This is a genomic window from Nocardia sputorum, from assembly GCF_027924405.1.
Taxonomy (GTDB): Bacteria; Actinomycetota; Actinomycetes; order Mycobacteriales; family Mycobacteriaceae; genus Nocardia; species Nocardia sputorum.
Genome location: NZ_AP026978.1, coordinates 142,576 through 159,776, shown reverse-complemented (window position 1 = coordinate 159,776; position 17,201 = coordinate 142,576). Strand labels below are relative to the sequence as shown.

18 protein-coding genes are annotated in these 17,201 nt (G+C 70.0%); 3 read left to right on the top strand and 15 right to left on the bottom strand.

Translation table 11 applies throughout. The annotated features are described in order from the left end of the window. Positions 1 to 3: 3 nt before the first annotated feature. Together kstD and QMG86_RS00770 are read left to right on the top strand one after the other, a co-directional pair. Entirely contained in the window at positions 4 to 1,713 is a 1,710-nt protein-coding gene (gene kstD / locus QMG86_RS00775) for a 3-oxosteroid 1-dehydrogenase (protein ID WP_281877060.1), read from the top strand. A gap of 242 nt (positions 1,714 to 1,955) precedes the next feature. Next, complete coding sequence (locus QMG86_RS00770; protein ID WP_281877059.1) at positions 1,956 to 2,822, top strand: MaoC/PaaZ C-terminal domain-containing protein; 867 nt, start codon at positions 1,956 to 1,958, stop codon at positions 2,820 to 2,822. Between the two features lie 144 nt (positions 2,823 to 2,966). Here the strand turns inward: QMG86_RS00770 and QMG86_RS00765 are convergent, their stop codons facing one another. The 9 genes from QMG86_RS00765 to zapE form a co-directional block, all read right to left on the bottom strand. Further along, positions 2,967 to 3,419, bottom strand: coding sequence for a TraR/DksA family transcriptional regulator (locus tag QMG86_RS00765; RefSeq protein WP_281877058.1), 453 nt, complete (start codon positions 3,417 to 3,419; stop codon positions 2,967 to 2,969). A 25-nt stretch (positions 3,420 to 3,444) separates the two neighbouring features. Next, the gene (locus QMG86_RS00760; protein WP_281880710.1) at positions 3,445 to 4,014 is read right to left on the bottom strand and encodes a CBS domain-containing protein; all 570 of its coding nucleotides are present in this window, start codon (positions 4,012 to 4,014) and stop codon (positions 3,445 to 3,447) included. A 123-nt stretch (positions 4,015 to 4,137) separates the two neighbouring features. Next, positions 4,138 to 5,661 carry a PucR family transcriptional regulator gene (locus tag QMG86_RS00755; protein ID WP_281877057.1) on the bottom strand — a complete coding sequence of 508 codons (1,524 nt, stop codon included), beginning with the start codon at positions 5,659 to 5,661 and terminating at the stop codon, positions 4,138 to 4,140. A gap of 297 nt (positions 5,662 to 5,958) precedes the next feature. Next, positions 5,959 to 6,420, bottom strand: a complete 462-nt coding sequence (locus QMG86_RS00750) for a hypothetical protein (RefSeq protein ID WP_281877056.1) — start codon at positions 6,418 to 6,420, stop codon at positions 5,959 to 5,961. Next, the gene (locus QMG86_RS00745) at positions 6,417 to 7,691 is read right to left on the bottom strand and encodes a DUF58 domain-containing protein (protein WP_281877055.1); all 1,275 of its coding nucleotides are present in this window, start codon (positions 7,689 to 7,691) and stop codon (positions 6,417 to 6,419) included. Before QMG86_RS00745 ends, QMG86_RS00750 begins: the two co-directional genes overlap by 4 nt. Further along, positions 7,688 to 8,650, bottom strand: coding sequence for an AAA family ATPase (locus QMG86_RS00740; RefSeq protein ID WP_159841996.1), 963 nt, complete (start codon positions 8,648 to 8,650; stop codon positions 7,688 to 7,690). The genes QMG86_RS00745 and QMG86_RS00740 overlap by 4 nt, the downstream gene beginning before the upstream one ends. 29 nt (positions 8,651 to 8,679) lie before the next feature. Next, positions 8,680 to 9,165 carry a hypothetical protein gene (locus QMG86_RS00735; RefSeq protein WP_281880709.1) on the bottom strand — a complete coding sequence of 162 codons (486 nt, stop codon included), beginning with the start codon at positions 9,163 to 9,165 and terminating at the stop codon, positions 8,680 to 8,682. A gap of 34 nt (positions 9,166 to 9,199) precedes the next feature. Next, a complete protein-coding gene (locus QMG86_RS00730) occupies positions 9,200 to 10,117 on the bottom strand; it encodes a DUF4129 domain-containing protein (RefSeq protein WP_281877054.1) in 918 nt (305 codons plus the stop codon). A 178-nt stretch (positions 10,118 to 10,295) separates the two neighbouring features. Then, positions 10,296 to 11,294, bottom strand: coding sequence for a cell division protein ZapE (zapE, locus tag QMG86_RS00725; RefSeq protein ID WP_281877053.1), 999 nt, complete (start codon positions 11,292 to 11,294; stop codon positions 10,296 to 10,298). Positions 11,295 to 11,358: 64 nt separating this feature from the next. Here zapE and QMG86_RS00720 point away from each other — a divergent pair, with 64 nt between their 5' ends. Then, complete coding sequence (locus QMG86_RS00720) at positions 11,359 to 11,934, top strand: TetR/AcrR family transcriptional regulator (protein ID WP_281877051.1); 576 nt, start codon at positions 11,359 to 11,361, stop codon at positions 11,932 to 11,934. 9 nt (positions 11,935 to 11,943) lie between these two features. On the opposite strand, the gene QMG86_RS00715 is transcribed toward QMG86_RS00720, so the two are convergent. The 6 genes from QMG86_RS00715 to QMG86_RS00690 all read right to left on the bottom strand — a co-directional run bounded on the left by QMG86_RS00715 (position 11,944) and on the right by QMG86_RS00690 (position 17,195). Next, positions 11,944 to 12,381 carry an NUDIX hydrolase gene (locus tag QMG86_RS00715; protein WP_281877050.1) on the bottom strand — a complete coding sequence of 146 codons (438 nt, stop codon included), beginning with the start codon at positions 12,379 to 12,381 and terminating at the stop codon, positions 11,944 to 11,946. Between the two features lie 63 nt (positions 12,382 to 12,444). Further along, positions 12,445 to 13,623, bottom strand: coding sequence for a lipid-transfer protein (locus QMG86_RS00710; RefSeq protein ID WP_281877048.1), 1,179 nt, complete (start codon positions 13,621 to 13,623; stop codon positions 12,445 to 12,447). Next, positions 13,616 to 14,035, bottom strand: coding sequence for a MaoC family dehydratase (locus tag QMG86_RS00705; RefSeq protein WP_281877046.1), 420 nt, complete (start codon positions 14,033 to 14,035; stop codon positions 13,616 to 13,618). The genes QMG86_RS00710 and QMG86_RS00705 overlap by 8 nt, the downstream gene beginning before the upstream one ends. After that, entirely contained in the window at positions 14,032 to 14,967 is a 936-nt protein-coding gene (locus QMG86_RS00700; RefSeq protein ID WP_281877045.1) for a bifunctional MaoC family dehydratase N-terminal/OB-fold nucleic acid binding domain-containing protein, read from the bottom strand. The genes QMG86_RS00705 and QMG86_RS00700 overlap by 4 nt, the downstream gene beginning before the upstream one ends. A gap of 18 nt (positions 14,968 to 14,985) precedes the next feature. Next, positions 14,986 to 16,146 (bottom strand): acyl-CoA dehydrogenase family protein, encoded by a 1,161-nt coding sequence (locus QMG86_RS00695; RefSeq protein ID WP_281877044.1) that lies wholly within the window; start codon positions 16,144 to 16,146, stop codon positions 14,986 to 14,988. Next, complete coding sequence (locus QMG86_RS00690; protein ID WP_281877042.1) at positions 16,131 to 17,195, bottom strand: acyl-CoA dehydrogenase family protein; 1,065 nt, start codon at positions 17,193 to 17,195, stop codon at positions 16,131 to 16,133. Before QMG86_RS00690 ends, QMG86_RS00695 begins: the two co-directional genes overlap by 16 nt. Positions 17,196 to 17,201: the final 6 nt, after the last annotated feature.

The window sequence follows — 17,201 nt, the reverse complement described above, 5'->3', positions numbered from 1 at the left end:
AACGTGTTCTACATGACTGATCGGGAATACGACGTGGTGGTGGTCGGCAGCGGCGCCGCCGGCATGACCGCCGCCCTCACCGCGGCCCACAACGGCCTGAGCGTGGTGGTCATCGAGAAGGCCGCGCACTACGGCGGGTCGACCGCGCGCTCCGGCGGCGGCGTGTGGATCCCGGGCAACAAGGCGCTGCGCGCGTCCGGTCGGCCCGACGACCGCGAGGACGCACGGACCTATCTGCACAGCATCATCGGCGACGTCGTGCCCTCCGAGCGGATCGACACCTACATCGATCGCGGGGCCGAAGCGCTGGACTTCGTGCTCGATCATTCGCCGCTGAAGATGACGTGGGTGCCGGGCTACTCCGACTACCATCCGGAGGCGCCGGGCGGGCGGCCCGAGGGCCGCTCGTGCGAGCCCAAGCCGTTCGACACGAAGATCCTGGGCGAGGAGCGGTTCAACCTGGAGCCGCCGTACGCGAAGGCTCCGCTGAACGTCGTGGTCATGCAGGCCGACTTCGTGCGGCTCAATCTGATCCGGCGTCATCCGAAGGGCATGCTCCGGGCGATGCGCGTCGGCGCGCGCACCTACTGGGCCAAGTTCACCCGCAAACACATCGTCGGCATGGGGCAGGCCATCATCGCGGGCATGCGCAAGGGCCTCATGGACGCGAACGTGCCGCTGTTGCTGAACACCCCGATGACCGATCTCGTCGTGACCGACGGCGTCGTCACCGGGGTCCGTGCGCTGTACGAGGGCGAGCCGGTCACGTTCACCGCCCGCTACGGCGTCGTCCTCGGCAGCGGCGGTTTCGAGCACAACGCGGAAATGCGCACCAAATACCAGCGCCAGCCCATCACCACCGAGTGGACCACCGGCGCGGCCGCCAATACCGGCGACGGCATCCAAGCGGGCATGGCGGCGGGCGCGGCCATCGGTTTCATGGAGGACGCTTGGTGGGGGCCGACCATCTTCAAGGGCGGCAAGCCCTGGTTCGCGCTGGCCGAACGGAACCTGCCCGGCAGCATCATGGTGAACGCCGACGGCAAGCGATTCGGAAATGAGTCCGCTCCTTACGTCGAGGCAGTGCACACCATGTACGGCGGCGAGTACGGGCAGGGTGAGGGGCCGGGCGAGAACATCCCCGCGTGGCTGGTGTTCGACCAGCGCTACCGGAACCGCTACATCTTCGCCGGGCTACAGCCCGGTCAGCGTTTTCCGTCCCGGTGGATGGAAAACGACTTCATCGTCAAGGCCGACAGCATCGAGGAATTGGCAGACAAGATCGGTGTGCCCGCCGGCGAGCTGACCGCGACCGTCGCCCGGTTCAACGGCTTCGCCGAGACCGGCAAGGACGAGGACTTCGGTCGCGGCGACAGCCACTACGACCGGTACTACGGCGATCCGACCGTGCGGCCGAACCCGTGCCTGGCCGCGCTGGTGCAGGGCCCGTACTACGCCGCCAAAATCGTGCCGGGCGATCTGGGCACCAAAGGCGGGCTGGTGGCCGACACCGCAGGGCGGGTGCTGCGCGAGGACGGCAGCGTCATCGAGGGGCTGTACGCCTCCGGCAACTGCTCCACACCGGTGATGGGCCACACCTACGCCGGGCCCGGAGCCACCATCGGCCCCGCGATCGCCTTCGGGTACCTCGCGGTGCTGGACATCGTCAAGCGCAAGGAGGAGCAGCCCGCCACCGCCGCAGCGGAAGCGTGAGACGAGATCGCGGTGCGGCCACGCTCCCACGGGCACCGGCCGGAATGCCCCGGCCTGCACCGCGATCCATCCAGGCCGCTGAGCAGCCGTGAAACGATCCCGCGGAGCGGACGACACACTGGCGAGCCGGTGTCCGGACGCGCAGGATCGAACCCGGGCGCTGCCGAGTTCCGGTTCCGGCACGGCCTCGCGCGCGGCGCGCATGTGCCGGATCGATCCACAATCATGCACAAGGAGAACTGATGCCCATCGACCCGAAGATCGCGCTCGGCGCGCAACTGCCGAGCCGGGAGTTCGCCTGGACCCCCTCGGACGTGCAGCTCTACCAGCTGGGCCTCGGCGCGGGCACGCGCTGGACCGACCCGGCCGAGCTGCGCTACCTCGACGACCGGGAACCGCAGGTGCTGCCGACCTTCGCCACCGTGGCGGCGACGGTGCACGAGACCGAGCCGCCGAAGGTGAGCTTCCCCGGGGTCGAGATCGACCTGGCGAAGGTGGTGCACGGTCACCAAGAGGTCGAGGTGCACCGGCCGATCCCGGCGGCGGGCAAGGCGACCAAGACCAGCCGGATCGCCGAGATCTGGGACAAGGGCTCGGCCGCGGTCATCGTGCAGGAGCACACCGTCACCGGCTCCGACGGAGCGCCGCTGTGGACCGAGCGCTCCTCGATCTTCGCCAAGGGCGAGGGCGGCTTCGGCGGCGAGCGCGGACCGAGCACCAAGACCGAATTACCGGATCGCGCTCCGGATTTCGACGTCACCACGCCGACGCTGCCGCAGCAGGCATTGCTCTACCGGATGTCCGGTGATCGCAACCCGCTGCACTCGGATCCCGAATTCGCCCGCGCGGCCGGGTTTCCCGCGCCCATCCTGCACGGGTTGTGCACCTACGGCATCGTCTGCAAGACCGTGACCGACACCGTGCTCGACTCCGACGCGAGCCGCGTCACCGGTTTCCGCGCCCGATTCGCCGGTGTGCTCTACCCGGGCGAGACGATCCGCACCCGGATCTGGCGTCAGGACGACGTGCTCACCATCGCCGCGACCGTGGTCGAACGCGACGAGGCACCGGTCCTCGGCGACGTCGAGCTGCGGTTCCGGCCCGCCTGAGGAATCCCTACACGGCTTCACCCGAGCGAGCCCCGGCTGGGGCGCGTCCGACAGCACTCACCCGAACGGCGGGCGCCCGAGGGTGCCGGGTGCGGACGACTCCCGGCCCGCGGCGGTGCCGGTGTCGACGAGGGCATCAGCCGGTCACGGCGCGAGCGTCTCTCTTTTCGCCGACCGGCCGCGTCGCGGCGCTCGGGAGGGTCGCCCAGGCCGCTGTCCTCGGATCACGCGGGATCCGTCGGCGGACGGGAGATGCCGATGGCACCGCAAGCACCACTGGGTAGTGGGAATGGTGCGCAGCAGGCGAATCGGGATCTCGGCGTGACAGCGACGGCACCGGCCGTAGCGTCCGGTGGCGATGAGCATGAGAGCTGCCTCGATGTCCGCCAGGGCTTGCCGTGCCGCCGCGGCCAGTTTGCCGTCGACCTCGTGTCTGGCCGCGGCGGCCGCGTCGGCGGGCTCACCTGCGCGGTCGATCTCGGCTTCGAGTTCGGCCAGTTGTTGCAGGCGGAAACGGCGTTGCTGGTTCAGTGCGGCGCGCAGCACGGGTAGGTGTTCACTGAGGCTTGCGCGGGAAACGGGGTATGCGTGGGTCATCATCGACTCCGGGGCTGGTGGGTGGTCAATGCTCGGCCGCGGCGGGTGTGCGCGCGATGCTCGCGGTGCGGATGCCCGGCACGGTGCGGGTCAAGGCGATGGCGATGCGTCGTTCGGATTCGTCGGCGAACCGGCCGGAGATCGTGGCGTCGCCGTCGTCGACGGTGACCTGCCAGCGCCGGGCGCCGCGGTATTGATCCAGCAGGCTTTGCGCATCGGCCGCGAGCGCGTCGTCCGGGGTGAGCAAGATCCGCAACGCGTCGCCGCGGCTGAACATGCCGACCACGCGGTCTTCGGCGTCGACGACCGGCAGACTGCGCAATCCGTGTGTTGCCAGCCTGCTCATCACCTCGGCCGGCGCCGCGTTGTGCGGCAGCGACACCGCGGGCGTGGTCATCACCGCGCCGACCTCGTCGTCGAGTTCTCCGGACCGCAAGAGATCACCGCTGGTGAGCATCCCGATGAGACGGTCGTCCTCGTCGAGAACGGGCAGCGCCGCGTAGCCCGATCCGGCGAGCAGCAGCGCCGCCTCGCGTGCCGTATCGTCGCGCCGCACGGCGATGACCGGTCGCTGCATCACCTCGCGTACCTGCATGTTCCTCACTTCGATCCCTCCTTCGTGGCTCAACCCCATGGTGGCGTGGCCGTCGAGCCGATCAGTTGCGCTGATCCGACAATCGGAGGGCGGGGATTTGTGGCGATGGCACAGGGCAGCGGGTCAGACGGTGTCGCTGACGGCGAGTTCGATCATCATGGCTAGACGTTTGCGGGGATCGTCCAAGCCGAGGTCGGTCACCTCCGCCATCTTGCGCAGCCGGTTGCGGACGGTGTTCTCGTGCACGCCGAGTTGTACGCCTGCCCGCGCGGGATCGCCCTGCGCCTGCAACCAGGCGCGCAGCGTCGCCACGTACTGGGTGGAGTGCACGCGGTCGTGCCGCCGCAATTCCGACACCGGCCCCCGCTCCGGGGCGCGTCCGGCGAGCCCCGCGGTGCGCAACCGCTGTAGCAGAATCTCATCCCACGACTCGTCATAGGCGGGGGCCGGGGCAGCTGCCGGCCGGGCCTCGTGCAGCGCCAGGCACTCGTCGGCCTCTCGCCGCGCCGACGCCAATTCCGTAGCCCTCGCAACACCGCTGACGCCGGCCGACACCGTCATCCGCGCGGGCAGGGCGGCTTCCAGCTCATCGACCCAACGGCGTGCCGTCGCAGCGGGATCAGCGGGCAGCACGGTGTAGACGGTGTCGCCGACCAAGGCGCTGCGGGTCGACCGGGACCAGCCGAATCCGGTCGTCGCTCGCTCGAAGATCAACAGCAGCGCGGCGTGCCGCTCGTCCGCGCCCCGAGCCCGCAGCGCGAGCACGCGCAACTTCTCCGGCGCCAACCCCAGTCTGCTGGCCACCGTCGCCGCGTCGGCCGCGCCCTCCAGTAAGCGGATGACCAGGTCCGATTCCACCTGACGTTCCAGATCCGCGCTGGCCCGCGAGCGCAACAGGTGCAGGGCCACCGTACGCGCACCGTCGGCCAAGGCCGCGCGGCGAGCCCCACGCAACGGTGCCGGGCACGAAACCCACACCGAGCCCAGCAGTTGCCTGCCCACGCGCACGGCCACGACCATTCGCCCCGTCACACCGTGTTCCGCCTGCCCGGGCACGAACAACGGCTCATCCGAGGCGGCCAGATGTGCGAAGACACCACGCGCGTCGAAGAGTGCCCGCAACCACGGCGGCATCTCCCTGCTCAGAATCGTGTCGACCCGCGCCTGATCGAGGTGCTGCTTCGGCTTCGAATACGCCAGCACCCGAGACCGCCGGTCCTCGATCGTCACCGCTCCCCCGACAGCCTCGGCCAGACTGTCGGCCAAGGCGAACAGATCGGTCGGACCGCGACCGGCCTCGGTCTCCCGACCTTCCAGCACCAACCCGTAGACCACCGCGGCCAGCTCGCTCCAGGCCACCGCGGGATCGACCACCAGCACCGCCACGCCCTCGGCATCCGGCTCGGTCTCGGTCTCCGCACTGCCGCGCAGAAGAGCGACGACCGCGCGCGCCGAGACGGCCCATTCCACCACCTCCGACACCGAGTGTGCCCCGATCCCCAGCAGCACGTCGCCCGTTTCCGTGGGGTCCTGATCGGTCCCGTGGATCACCACGCTGCGCAGTGGGGTGGACCGGGGAACCGACCCCAACCGCAATCGAATCCCATAGCCGCTCAGTACGTTCGCCAATCGGTCCAAGGTCACCACGAGCCGCTCCGGAGTCGTGCCGACAGTGCTACGCGAGCGGGCGCCCGACGCGACGCGCGGAAGGTCATGAGCAAGGCGTGCATACGATCGAACTCGGCGAACGTCATAGGACCTCCCGCGGTTGTTCAGCTCCTCGACAACGCGTGCGCAGCCTCGGCAGGGGCGGCCTTCGGCTGTCGACCCACCCCCCGCACTACCGAACGGTACGCGCACCGGCCGTGCGGTCTTCGCGGTGTCTCCGGCATCGCCGCACGTCAGCCACCGTGTCGCCACTGCGAGCGGCCGCCTGTGCTCGGGTCAGACTTCGCCCGAGGCCGGAAGTTCCCGGTCACCGCGCCCGCGCCGCGCGGCGGCGCCCTGGATCACAAGGGCGTACAGCACCAGCACGAGCACCGGCGCGGCCAGCGGCGCCCAGGCCAAGCGCAGTGGGAGCAGAGCGGCGGCGACGGCGACCGCCGCGAAGCCCACCGCACCGGTCACCGACGGGATCGTGGTCGGTACCACGCCGTGCGGGGCGGTCACGGTCGCGGCGTTGAGCAGATAGGTGGTAGCGACCAATCCCGTTGCCGCGGAAGCGAGCACACCCGCGTCCGCGATCGCCAGCACGGCCAGCGCGAGCAGTACCGCGCAGACCGCGAGCGGCCGCAGCCACCAGCCGAGCGCGACGAAGACCAGGGCCGGAATGCCGATCCAGGGCTCCAGCAGCGCCACCGACGCCGCCAGCAGCACCCCGGAGAGAACGGCGAGGAATCTGGTCATCGGCGCACCCGTACGGTCCTGCGGTGCTCGGGCAGCGCTCGCATGATCTGGTCCAGGCGCGCGTCCTCCGGCCACGCCACGATGTCGACGCCGACGGTACCCATGTCCCGGTACATGGCCGCGCGCTCGAGCTGCCACATCTTGGCCAGGATCGGGTCGAGATCTTCCCGGAACGGCGTGCCGCGCAGGACGTCCACCACGATCACCACGTGCCCGCGCTTGCGCAGGTCGATCAACGCGAGCGCGAACTGCGTGTCCAGCAGCGTGGAGAACGCCACCACGATCGCGCCGAGCGGCACCGCCGCGTGCGGCGCGAGCGTGCCGGTGGTGGGGATGTGCTCGTCGCCGACGTCGAGCACGGTGTCCACGATGCGGTAGAACTGGCGGCGTCCGATGTCCGGCCGCAGCCAGCGCGGCGCCTGGCCGAGGCAGACCACCGCCGTCCGATCGCCCGCCTGCAGGGTCGACTGCACCACCTGCGCCGCGCCGCGCACCGACAGCTCCAGCGAATCGGTGGCCGGTCCCGGCGCCTGCTGGGAGGTGTCCACCAGCACCACGACGTCCGCGGACCGGTTGGTCAGCCGCTCGGTGACATACAACCGCCCCCGCCGCGCGCTCACCGGCCAGTTCACGATGCGCAACTGATCGCCGGGCGCGTAGGCGCGGATGTCCGCGTATTCGACGCCGGGGCCGTGCCTGCGGGTCAGGTGGGTGCCGAGCCGCTCGGGGAGCTCCGTGCGCGGCAAGCGCATGCGCTGCGGATCGGTGATCGGATACACGAACAACTCGCCCGCGGGCAGTATCGCGGTGGCGACCGCGAGCCCGGCGGGGCTCAGCGCCGAGACCCGCACCGACACCGGGTAGCGCCCCCACCTGCCCGCCGAGAGGGCCAAGCGCAACCCGGCGGGCGCGACTCCGGAATCGCTGGCCTCTTCGACCTGCATTCCCAGCCCTGCCGAGCTCTGCGGTTTCAGGCGCAGCAGCGCGTGCCCCTTCTCGACGAAGGCGGCGACGGTGAGCGTCACCTCCTCGGTCTCGAAGCAGCGCAGCGTGCCGCCGCCGTCGACCTGGATCCGGGTCGAGGACTGCTGCCACGGCGCGGTGGCCAGCACGCCGAGCAGCGGCGCGGCGAACACCAGCAGCTGCCACCTGCCGAGGACCACTGCGAGCACCAGGGCCGCCGCGGCGCATCCAGCGAGCATGAAGACCAGCGGGGCGGGCCGCCACCGCAATTCGGCGTCGACCGCGGAGCTGGCGTCACGGTGCCTCATGTCACGGTGGCGCGCGGGACCGGCAGACGGCGCAGCAGTTCGGTGATGACGTCCTCGCCGCGGATGCGGCGCACCCACATCTCCGGCCGCAACGTGATCCGGTGCGCCATGGCCGGGATCGCCAGCGCCTTCACGTCCTCGGGGATCACGTAGTCGCGGCCGAGCAGCAGCGCCCGCGCCCGGGACATCTGCACCAGGTCGAGTTCCGCGCGCGGGCTCGCGCCGACCTCGACCTGGGGGTGCCCCCTGGTGGCCGACGCCAGCGCGACGACGTAGCTCACCACGTCGGGGTGCACGGTCACGTATTCGACGGATTGCCGCATCTCCAGCAGCCCGTTCGCGTCCACGACCTGGTTGACCTGCGGCTGCTGCGCCCCGCGCTCCAGTCTGCGACGGATCATCTGCGTCTCGTCGCGCTCGGACAGGTACCCCAGCCGCAGCTGGATGGCGAACCGGTCGAGCTGGGCTTCCGGCAGCGGATAGGTGCCCTCGTACTCGATCGGGTTGTCGGTGGCCAGCACGACGAACGGTTGCGGCAGCAGCAACGTCTCGCCGTCGATGCTGACCTGCCCCTCCGCCATCGCCTCCAGGAGCGCGGCCTGCGTCTTCGGCGGGGTGCGGTTCACCTCGTCGGCCAGCAGCACGTTGGTGAACACCGGCCCGCGGCGGAAGGTGAACCGGCCGGAGGACATGTCGTAGATCGTCGACCCCAGCAGGTCGGCGGGCAGCAGGTCGGGCGTGAACTGCACCCGGGTGAACTGCAGCCCGAGCGCGGCCGCGAACGATCTCGCGATCAGCGTCTTGCCGAGGCCGGGTAGGTCCTCGATCAGCACGTGCCCACCGGACAGCACGGCGATCATGATCAACTGCAACTCGTCCTGCTTGCCGACCACGACCCGGGACAGCTCCCGGAGCACGGCCTCGCTGCGCTGGATGGTCACGTCCATCGGCATGGTCATGTGTGTACCCGCACTTGCCTCAACCCATTTCACATTCTCTGCAGGCGGCTCAGGATCTCGTCCAGCGCCGCACGTCCCGGTGCCCTGCCGGCCTGATCACGAAGGGCCGAGTTGGCCGGGTCCACCCAGCGCCACAACTCGGGCCCGAACTGGTGGATACCCGCTGCCTCCATCGCCCTGCGGTTCTTCGCCACCCGCTGTCCGCTGGACAGCTCGAACTCCTTGGCCAGCAGCGGACGCAGGTGCCGGTCCCAATCGGCACGGCTGCCGTCCGCGCGGTCCGCGAGCATCTCGGCCCTGGCGTGCCAGCGTTGCAGCATCTCCGCCGGCCCGTTCTCCATGTCCTCGACCTCGTCGTCCGCGGCCTCCGAGCGCTCGAACAGCGACCAGACCAGCCAGACCAGCGCCACCGCCACCGGAATCCCGGCGACGACCAGCAGCAACCCGCGGGCGCGCTCGACGGCGACCAGCTCGACCAGCCCGATGACGATCACGCCGGTGATCACCACCCCCATCCGATTCACGCGAGGTCCCTTCTCGCCCGTCCGGTCACGCGGGCACCTCCCCTTGCAGGTCGGCGAGCACGATGCGCAGCAATTGCTCGGCTCGCATCCGTTGCCATTCCAGCATGGCGTGCGGGCTGAATCTGGCTTCCTCGAAAAGGGCGACCAGCTCGCGGGCGGACGCGTCGTGCAGCGCGCCGCGTTCGAACGCGCGGGCCAGCACTTCCATCGGGGTGTCCGAGACGAGCGGTGCGGCCGCGCGGTCGGAGGCGAGACCGCGCTCCATCGCGACGTAGCAGGCGATGATCGCGGTGCGCGGGTCCTGACCCGGAGCGTTCATCGCGGCCAGGCCCATCTCGGCCGCGCGGGCCAGCGAGTCCGCCGCGGTGGGGGTCGCCGCGACCGGCTGCGCGGCCGCCGGAGCGGGCTTGCGCCGGGTCGACACCGCGACCACGACCAGACCGCTCATCGCCACCGTCACCAAGCCCGCGGCCGCGATTCCGGCCAGTACCAGCGCCGTACCGGTCAGCTCCGCCGACTTCGGGTCGTATTCGGCGGACGGCGGCGTTCCGTGCTCCGGCGGCGTGCCCGTGGTGGTGGCGGGCGCCGCGGGGCGCGCGGGTTCGCTCGACTTGCTCGCGCCGAGGAAGTAGATCGCCGCTGCGGCCGCGAACAGCACTCCGAGCAGCGCCAGCGCGCCGAGCAGTGCGAGGCCGACGCGCCCGAGACGCCACTGCGTGCGTTCGTCCTCCCGTTCCTGCTCGGGCATGGCCAGCGGCAAACGGTGCTGACTGGCGATCACCCCGGCCAGCAGGATCACGATCGACACGGTGAGCAGCACCGGCATGAGCGCGACCGACAGAGCGGACGGGACGTGCCTGCGCGACTCGGTTTCGGTAATTCCTGGGATGTATCCGTGCAGGGCGATGGCGGCAAAAGCCAGCAGCGTGATCAGGACGATCACGCGCGATATCGGCGCTCGCGCCCGGGCCACTGGTTACCGCCAAATCTGAGTACTCCACAAAACAGCCACATAGTTACATGCCGGGCGGTCCGCTCGGGATGGAATGGAATACTTCGGAGTCCCTCCTCTTAAACCGCAGCTGTGCGGGAAGTCGACGGCCCGTCCGTCGTCGCGGCGACTACCGGGCGATATCCGACGAGGACTGGGACAATTCACAAAGACGGCTCGCCAAACGTGAGATATCCGGCACTTCCGCCACGCCTCGCACGAGCCCGCCGAGCGGCGCGGACGCGACGACGGTGAGCTCCCGATCGATGTCGTAGAGAACATCGACCACGTTCACGAAACGCATCGCCCAGTCGGGCGGAACTTCATACAGCGGAGGCACTTCCCGGATTTCCCAGCGCTGAAAACGTTGGGCCAGCGCAACATAATCCGGCGCGGAAGTTGGGACTCCACACAATGCGGCGAAGTCGATGACGAGAGCGCCGCCGTCTCCGGCAATGGCGCGCAAACTGCGGGCGCCGATGGAAATCTCGGCAGACGCTTCGTTCTCGCGTTGTGGCACAGCGCTTTTTCCCGCGCCGACGACCGCCGCCGAGTGCGCCACGATGTATCGCCCGGCGGCGAATCCGGTGCGGCCGGCGCGCACGCCGAGAGAGCGATAATCGATCGCGCCGTCGACCGGCACCACGTCCATGTGCGCGCGGATCCGGTCGATCGTCGGCAGAAGCCGATCGTGGAACAGCGGATTCGGCAGCAGTCCGTCCGGCGGATAGTTCGAGGTCACCACCAGCGTGACGCGGCGGGCGAACAGCGCGTCGAGCAGCCGTGCGAGCAGCATCGCGTCACCGATGTCGTGCACGTGGAACTCGTCGAAGCAGATCAGCACGGCGTCACCGAGCAGCGCGTCCACCGCCGCATCGATCGAGCCGGACGCGTGTGCCGCGGCGTGCAATTCGGCGAAGAATTGGTGGAAGTGGTAGCGGCGCTTGCGTTCGGACGCCACCTGGGCGAAGAACCGGTTCATGAGCATGGTCTTGCCGCGCCCGGGTCTGCCGTGGAGATAGACGCCCCGATGACGCCGGACCGGGCGGCCGCGCCGATCGACCAACTCGCGCAACCGCGCCGCCGCCCGCGCCTGATCGGAATCCCACCGGATGACACCGGGTTCCATGACACCTCCTGAGTCCTCTACATTTGTAGAGGACGTGGCCGGGCGGCCGCCAGGAAGGGTGATGATGTCCACAGGCGACCGGCGCGTGCTCCTCGTCGACACGGCCATCGAACTGATCGCGACCAAGGGCCTGCGCGGGCTCACCCACCGCGCGTTGGACACGGAACTGGCACTGCCCCCTGGATCGACCTCGTACTACTTCCGCACCAAACGCGCGCTCATCGAGGCCATCGTGGACCGGATCACCGACCGATCCCGCACGGATTTCGCCGCCGCGTTCGCGCCCCCCTCCGCCGCCGCGCCGGAATCGGCCGCCGAGGCCGTCGCCGCCTGGCTCGACCGGCTGCTGGCCGACCGGCGCGCGCATCTGATCGCCCGCCATGCCCTGCTCGTCGACCTGCTCGACGATCGCGACCTGCATCCCCGGCTGGCGCGCAGCCTGTTCTCGGTCGACCGCGCCCGAGACCTCTTCCACGCCATGGGCGCGTCCGACCCGCGGACCCGGGCGGCGGACTTCGTCGCCGTCGTCGAGGGCGCCGTCTTCGACCGCTTCGCGGGCAACCGCACCGCCCTGCGCCCAGGCACGCCGGAGAGTGTGCGGCAATTGGCTCGTATCCTCGCCGCACACCTGAACGCGTGACCGCCGCGCTCAGTCCGGCCAGCCGCGCTGGCTGTAGGTCACGCCGTCGAGATAGCCGCGGATGCCTGCGGCCGGGTACGGGATCAGCGTCTCCGGCAGGTCTGCCAGGGGGAACCAGCGCAGTTCGTACGACTTGCCGGGCTCGCGGTTGACCGGCTCGCCCGACCAGCGGCGCGTCTCGAAGAACAACCCGATCCGCGCCTCCCGCCCGGTATCTACCACGTGCGCGGAGTGCACGTGCCGCAGATCCGCCGGAGCGATCACCACGCCGACCTCCTCGCACGCTTCGCGGGCCGCCGCGGCGAGTGCCGACTCCCCCGCCTCCAGTTTCCCGGCCGGCAGGTGCCACAGCCCGTCGAACTCGTCCGCACTGCGCCGCCTGCTCAGCAACACCTCCGCGCCGCGCAGCAACAGCACGTGCACGTCCACCAGATGCCGGTCCACCACCGAGCCCAACCTACGCCTCGGCGATTCCCACCGGTCGTCCGCGCGCAGGCGACGCCGACCGGATCAGCCGGTGGTGAGCACCAAGCCGGAGGTGGGGACGCCGGTGCCCGCCGTGACCAGGATGTTGGTCAGGTCGGAGACCGGGTTGACCGAGGTGCCCCGGATCTGGCGCACGGCCTCGGCGATGCCGTTCATCCCGTGGATGTACGCCTCGCCGAGCTGGCCGCCGTGGGTGTTGAGCGGCAGCCGGCCGCCGATCTCGATGGCGCCGCCTGCGATGAAGTCCTTCGCCTCGCCGCGGCCACAGAACCCGAGCTCCTCCAGTTGCATGAGCACGAACGGGGTGAAGTGGTCGTAGAGGATGGCGGCCTGCATGTCCTCCGGACGCAATCCGCTCTGCGCCCACAGCTGCTCACCGACCAGCCCCATCTCCGGAAGACCGGTCATGGCGTCGCGGTAGTAGCTGGTCATCACGTACTGGTCGGCGCCGGAACCCTGCGCGGCCGCGGCGATCACGGCGGGACGCTGCGGCAGATCGCGGGCCCGCTCCACGCTGGTGACCACGATCGCCACACCGCCGTCGGACTCCTGGCAGCAGTCCAGCAGATGCAGCGGCTCTGCGATCCAGCGGGAGTTCTGGTGGTCCGCCAGGGTGATCGGCTTGCCGTAGAAGAAGGCGGCCGGGTTCACCGCGGCATGTTTACGGTCGGCCACGGCCACCCGGCCGAAGTCTTCGCTGGTGGCTCCGTAGACGTGCATGTAGCGCCGGGCGACCATCGCGACCTGCGCGGCCGGCGTCCCCAACCCCTGCGGGTAGGACCAGCCCGCGTCGATGCCCGACGAAGTGGGCGCGGTGGCCAGCGCCGTGGAGAACTGCCCGAACCGCGATACCGACCGCTCGTTGAACGCGCGATAGGCCACGACCACGTCGGCGATGCCGGTGGCCACCGCCATGGCGGCCTGCTGGATGGTGGCGCACGCCGCGCCGCCGCCGTAACCGATGTGGCTGAAGAAGGTCAGCTGCGGGATGCCGACCGCCCTGGCGACCGCGGCCTGGGTGTTGGTGTCCATGGTGAACGTGGTCAGGCCGTCCACGTCGGCGGGCGTCAGCCCCGCGTCGGCCAGTGCGGCGGTGACCGCCTCGGCGGCCAGGCGCAGTTCGCTGCGCCCGGAGTCCTTGGAGAAGTCGGTGGCGCCGATGCCGACGACGGCGGCCCGGCCGGAGATCCGCTGGTCAGACATCGGCCCTCCGCAACGCGATGACGGCCGTGGCCGTGATGTGATCGCCGAGGCTGTCCGTGCCGACCACGGCGATGTGGATGTCGTCGCCCTCCAGCGCGGTCACCGTGCCGGTCAGCGTCAGCGTGTCCCCGGCGTACAGCGGCACGCCCAAGCGCAGCGCGATCGACTTGACGACGGCGCGCGGACCCGCCCAATCGGTGACGAACCGCTGCACCAAGCCGGTGTCGGTGAGGATGTTGACGAAGATGTCCTTCGAACCGCGGGCGACGGCCTTGTCCCGGTCGTGGTGCACGTCCTGGAAGTCCCTGGTGGCCAGTGCGGTGCTGATCACGAATGTCGGATCGGCGTGGATCACCAGCTCGGGCAGCACCGTGCCGACGCGCACGGCGTCCGGTTCGACGGCCGCGGTCATGCGACCACCTGCCAGACCGGCAGAACCGTCTCGTCGTCGAGCTTCTCGAAGCCCACTTCCACCGGCAGGCCGACCCGCACCTCGGTGGGGTCGATGCCGCGCAGTTCACCGAGCATGCGCACGCCTTCCTCCAATTCGACCAGCGCCACCACGAACGGCAGCTGCCGCCCCGGCACCTTCGGCGCGTGATGCACGACGTAACTGAACACGGTGCCGCGCCCGGAGGCGACGACGTAGTCGGTCGGTTTCGACTTGTCCTGCCAGATGGCGGGAATCGGCGGATGCCGCAGCGATCCGTCCGGCAGCCGCTGGATGCGCAGCTCACCGGCTTTGGTTCCGTCCCAGAAGAATTCGGTGTCCCAGGAAACCAGCGGCTTGACCCGCTCGCCCGCGGCGGGTTTCGGCGCCGCGGTGCCGGGAGCGAATTTCAGCAGCCGGAACAGCATCTCGGCGACCACCTCGTCGCCGACCCGCCAGCTGGTCTGGAAGGTGACGAACCATCCCTCGCCCAGCGCGGTGCGCTTCGGGCCACGGATATCCGACAGCGTGCTGGTGACCGAGACCTGCTCGCCGACATTGAGATAGCGGTGGTAGGTCTGCTGACAGTCCGTGGCGACCACGGAGGTGTAACCCGCGGCATCGAGCAGCTCCGTGGCCGCCCCCATCGGGTCGTCGGCGGGCCTGGAGCCGTTGAGCCCGAACATGGTCCACACCTGGGCCATGGCGGGCGGCGCGACGATGCCGGGATGTCCCGCCGCACGCGCCGCCTGTTCGTCGACGTAGATCGGGTTGGCGTCGCCCAGCGCCTCGACCCAGTTGTTGATCATCGGCTGGTTCACCGGATCGCGCCCGGAACGGGGCGCGCACGCACCCGCCGCCTTGATCGTTTCGGCTGCGGCGAGAATGGCTTCCGGAGTAGTGGTTTCCGGCACGCGCGGCTCCTTCACTGGTTATCGGGGTACTCGCGGCAGCCGCAGCCCGGACGAGGCGACCAGCTCACGCATCACTTCGTTGACGCCGCCACCGAAGGTGACAACGAGGTTTTGCTTGGTCCTGCGGTCCAGCCAGGTCAGCAGCTCGCCGGTGGCCGGGTCGGCCGGGTCGCCGTAGCGGCCGACGATCTCCTCGGCGAGCCTGCCCGCCTCCTGGAGCGATTCGGTGGAGTAGACCTTGGTGGCGGACGCGTCGGCGATCACCTGGGCCTGGTCGCCGTCCACGGTCCCGGCGACCTGCCAGTTCAGCAGCTCGTTCAACCGGACCATGGCGTGGATGCGGCCCAGCGCGCGCCGCACGTCCAATTCGGCGAGCACGCCGCGCGGTTGCGCCCAGTCGCGCACCCGGTCGTAGAGCTGTTCGATCTTGCCGGACGGACCCAGGCTCACCCGCTCGTGGTTGAGCTGCGTCGTGATCAGCTTCCAGCCCCGGTTCTCCTCGCCGACCAGCATGCTCGCCGGGACGCGCACGTTGTCGAAATACGTCGCGTTGGTGTGGTGGGCGCCGTCGCAGGTGATGATCGGCGTCCAGGAGTAGCCGGGATCGGTGGTGTCCACGATCAGGATCGTGATGCCGCGGTGGCGCGACTCGGTGGAGCCGGTGCGGCAGGCCAGCCAGATGAAGTCGGCCTCGTGCGCGCCCGTGGTGAAGATCTTCTGCCCGTTGACGATCCAGTCCCCGGACTCGTCACGCACCGCCGAGGTGCGCAGCGCGGCCAGGTCGGTGCCCGCCTCCGGCTCGGAGTAGCCGATCGCGAAATGAATGTCCCCCGACAGGATTCCGGGCAGGAACCGCTGCTTCTGCTCGTCCGTGCCGAATTGCTGCAAGGTGGGCCCGACGGTCAGCAGCGTCACCAGCGGCAGCGGGACGTCGGCCCGGACCGCCTCGTTGAAGAAGATCTGCTGCTCGACCGGCCCGAAGCCCTGGCCGCCGTATTCCTTGGGCCAGCCGACGCCGAGCCAGCCGTCGCGGCCCATCCGGCGCACCACGGCGCGGTAGGCGTCGCCGTGCCGGTTCACCGCCATCTCGGCCTCCTCCGCGGGAGTCACGAGATCGGCGAAGTAGGAGCGCAGTTCGTCGCGCAGCCGGCGTTGCTCGATGGTCAGGTCGATGAACATCTGGCCCCCAATCGGTCGAGCCGGAACGACGCGCCGCCGAGCCAGCGAGCGATGTCCTTGGCTTGTGAGTAGTAGCGGTGCATCGGGTGGGTCATGTCGACGCCGAGGCCGCCGTGCAGGTGATGACACTTCTGCATGGCCGCGGGCAATTCCCCGGCGACCGTGTAGGCCAGGATCTCCAGATCGTCGTCGGTGCGCTCGCGATGCTCCTGGCTCGCATCGTCCTGCGCCAGAGCCCAGTTCGCGGAAACCGCGGCGACGTGCAGAGTGCGCGAGACGACGTACAGATCCGCGATCTGCTGGGCCACCGCCTGGAACTCCGCCAGCGGCCTGCCGAACTGGTGACGGGTGCGCAGATGCTCGGCGGTGAGCGTGATCGCCCCTTTGAGCAATCCATCGGCTACCGATCCGATCGAGGCGAGCGCCAGCCGGTGCAGGTCGGCGAGCCCGACCGGCCACAGCTGGTCGGCGGGGATCTCCACCTGGTCCAGCCGCACCGTGCACTCGGGGATGCCGCCGGAGACCGGCGTCGGCGTGCGGGTGAGTCCGTCGGCCTGGGCGTCCACCACGGCGATGCCCGCGTTGGTCGGCACGAGCAGCCAGCTCGCCTCCTCGGCGTACGGCACGGCGACCTTGTGGCCGGTGACGCGCACCGTGTCGCCGTCGACGATCGCGGTCGTCTCCGGCTTGACGGTGAACGGTGCCGCCGGTTCGCTCAGCGCCGCGGTGAGCACGGCGCCTTCGGCGACCCCGGGCAACACGAGCTCCTGCACGCGCTCCGGCGCGCAGGCAACCACCGGCAGCACGCCGAAGCCCAGCGTCGGCAGCGCCGGAACCGCCACGGCATCGGTAGCCAGCTCGGTGAGCAGCGCCGACACCTCCAGCAGCCCCATGCCGTCCCCGCCGTACCGCTCCGGCAGCGCGACGACGAGCAAGCCGGAGTCGGCCAGCTTCGGCCACAACCGCATGTCGCGCGCCGGTTCACGTTCCAGCAAGCTCACGACGACCTCGGCCACGGCGTCCTGGCCCTCGTCCCTGGTGAAGTCCACGCTTGT